This window comes from Planktothrix sp. FACHB-1355, from assembly GCF_014748295.1.
GTDB classification, from domain to species: domain Bacteria; phylum Cyanobacteriota; class Cyanobacteriia; order Cyanobacteriales; family Aerosakkonemataceae; genus Aerosakkonema; species Aerosakkonema funiforme_A.
This window is the reverse complement of record NZ_JACJUP010001026.1, coordinates 1-2,568: the sequence shown is the minus strand read 5'-3', so window position 1 is coordinate 2,568 and position 2,568 is coordinate 1. Positions and strand designations below refer to the sequence as shown.

The window sequence follows — 2,568 nt, the reverse complement described above, 5'->3', positions numbered from 1 at the left end:
GATTGCTATCCCACAAAATTGCTACGGGATCTTCTGCATTTAGGATAACTTGCCAACCGGGTACGGGAACCCATGCCCCCGACCCGGAAAACTTGACAACCCGGAAAGGCCCACTTTCCTCAATCAAAGGTACAGCTTTTAAGTCTTGAGTGGAGAGGGGGAATTTGCCAACTACAGGTAGGATGCGGGGCAATTCTTCCTCTGCTTCGAGTCGATAGATCGGCAAGCGGGGAGCGGGACGGCGAGGAACAACGTTAAAATCGGTCAGCAGCTTTTCGATTTGTTGCCTAGCAGAGTCGCTGGTAGCATATTTTAAGCCGTTAGCGATGAGGCGCGATCGCTCTTGCAAGTCTGATTGTTCGCGGGCAAATTTCCAATACTGATAGGCGAGGGCGTCGCCCGCACTATCCGTAAAACCGGGTGGCAAGGTACGCATCCGCGATAATTCTTTCATCGCTTTGGCTAATTCTTTCGCGGCTAGGGAGTCAAGCTTTTGTGCCACGGCGAAAGTAGCGGCGGCGGCGCGTTCCGTTTGGGTGAGAATGCGAAATTCGTATAAACTATCGCTACCGGTACGTTGAAAGTGCGATCGCACCTCATCCGATACACCAGCATTCACCATACTCGTGTAAACTTGTGACGCCACGATAACCTGATTCTGCTGGATCGGCTCAAACCCAGTCTCCTCAAAAATCTTCTGCGGATTGTAGCCTGCCTTTTGTAATGTCTGGCAAGCTTGCCCCCAAAAAACCCAGGTGCCTTCTTTGCGCCGGAGGCTACGCAGTAAATCTTCAACTTCGCCAGTTGCGTTGGTTGGCTGCGGATGAGAGTTGGGAGCATCTGGTGTTAGATCGGTCATAATGGCAGAAGAAGAAAATAAACGATATATTTGTTAGAATTCCAGCTTTGGGTTCAACAGAAGCGATCGATTGGGGTTGCACCCATCTTTTTCAAATGTAGCGCTATTGGGAGATCAATTTGCTTTGGCCTGCAAACCCTATCCTTATAGGCAAAACTTTTGGGGTTTAAAACCTCGCCCAAGTGAGTTAATTTCCAGTCACCAGTTTATTTACGTGCTGTCTAAATGAGGATAACTGTTTTAATTAACATTCAGGCAGGGCCATTGCCAATCCCCATTGGCTGGAAGGAGTTGATTCAGATAGTATGGATAATGCCATTCCAGAGCTTGAGAGCATCCGGCGTCAACTTATGAGCTTAGAACGACGGAAAAAGCCCAAGATGCTGGTAGTTGACGATGAGCCAGATAACTTGGATCTGCTCTATCGCACCTTCCGGCGAGATTTCAACGTCCTCAAGGCAGAAAGTGGTGTTCATGCCTTGGAGGTGCTAGCAGTCGAGGGCGAAGTAGCTGTGATTATCTCCGATCAGCGAATGCCGGAGATGAAGGGAACCGAATTCCTTAGCAAAACCGTGCCCCAATTTCCGGACACGGTGCGAATTATATTGACGGGATTTACGGATATAGAAGATCTCGTAGATGCAATTAATTCCGGACAGGTGTACAAGTATATCACCAAGCCCTGGGACCCTATCGAACTAAAAGGAGTGGTACAACGGGCGACGGAGACATACGAACTTCTCAAGCAACGAACGGAAGAATTGCGTCGCGCCCAAGCACAAACAGCATTGCTTTCCACAGTTGTTCATGTCGCCCAAGCAGCTTCTAGTCTAGAAGATTGTCTGGAGCCAATTGCAGAGGCTTTTGGCGAAAATTTCCTGGCAGATGGCTGTATTTTGCAATTGGTGCAGGGCAATACTTTAGATTCTGGCCAAGGTATCTACAGTGCTGATGCCCCGGTGTCAAATTGGCTGGCCCAAGATCCTCTAGCCCAAGAAGCGATCGCCAGCAAGCAAATGCAGGTATCGGTGAATGTGCCTGCCGATACAAACTTATCTGGTGTCGAACACTACCCGGCATCCGGAGTTCAGGCACATTTAATTATCCCAATTACTTACCGATCGCAAGTGCTAGCCGTTTTGTCTCTGCAATGGAAACGTCCGTTGCAACTGCGAGAAGATGAAATTAAACTAATTCATCTATCAGCTCAACAGATCGCGCTAGCCCTCTTAAGTACCCGCGCTGCTGTTTGAAACCAACAATTTTAGATTTTAGATCCTCGATTTTAGCTAAATGTCAGCATAGGTCAATCTAAAATCTAAAATCTAAAATCTAAAATCTAAAATTTAAAATCGGATGACCTTAAATAGTCGCAGTACTGAAATTCGCAATCTATTTGACCGCATTGCGCCGGTTTACGATTCGCTCAACGATTGGTTGAGTCTCGCCCAGCATCGCATTTGGAAGCAAATGACCGTAAAGTGGAGCGATCCGAGTCCTGGAGATATCTGCCTGGACTTATGCTGCGGTAGTGGCGACATTGCTCTCATGCTGGCGCGTCAGGTGGGAAGTGCTGGAAAAGTGTTCGGAGTGGATTTTTCTTGTCAGCAGCTGGCGATCGCTTCTGAGCGAACCCAAAATTATTATCCGCCTCTCTCCGTTACCTGGGTAGAGGCAGACGCCCTCAATCTGCCTTTTCCCAACAACCA

At 48.2% G+C, this 2,568-nt stretch carries 3 protein-coding genes; 2 read left to right on the top strand and 1 reads right to left on the bottom strand.

The features are described from left to right. Positions 1–859 (bottom strand): RuBisCO accumulation factor 1 (gene raf1 / locus H6S82_RS28495; protein ID WP_191057122.1); only part of this gene is annotated, 859 nt, incomplete at its 3' end. Between the two features lie 305 nt (positions 860–1,164). Between raf1 and H6S82_RS28490 the strand changes: the two genes are divergently transcribed. Continuing rightward, positions 1,165–2,112: a response regulator gene (locus H6S82_RS28490; protein ID WP_190465616.1), complete on the top strand. Its 948-nt coding sequence runs from the start codon at positions 1,165–1,167 to the stop codon at positions 2,110–2,112. Between the two features lie 103 nt (positions 2,113–2,215). After that, positions 2,216–2,568: class I SAM-dependent methyltransferase (locus tag H6S82_RS28485; RefSeq protein ID WP_191057121.1), on the top strand; the 353-nt coding region annotated here is incomplete at its 3' end.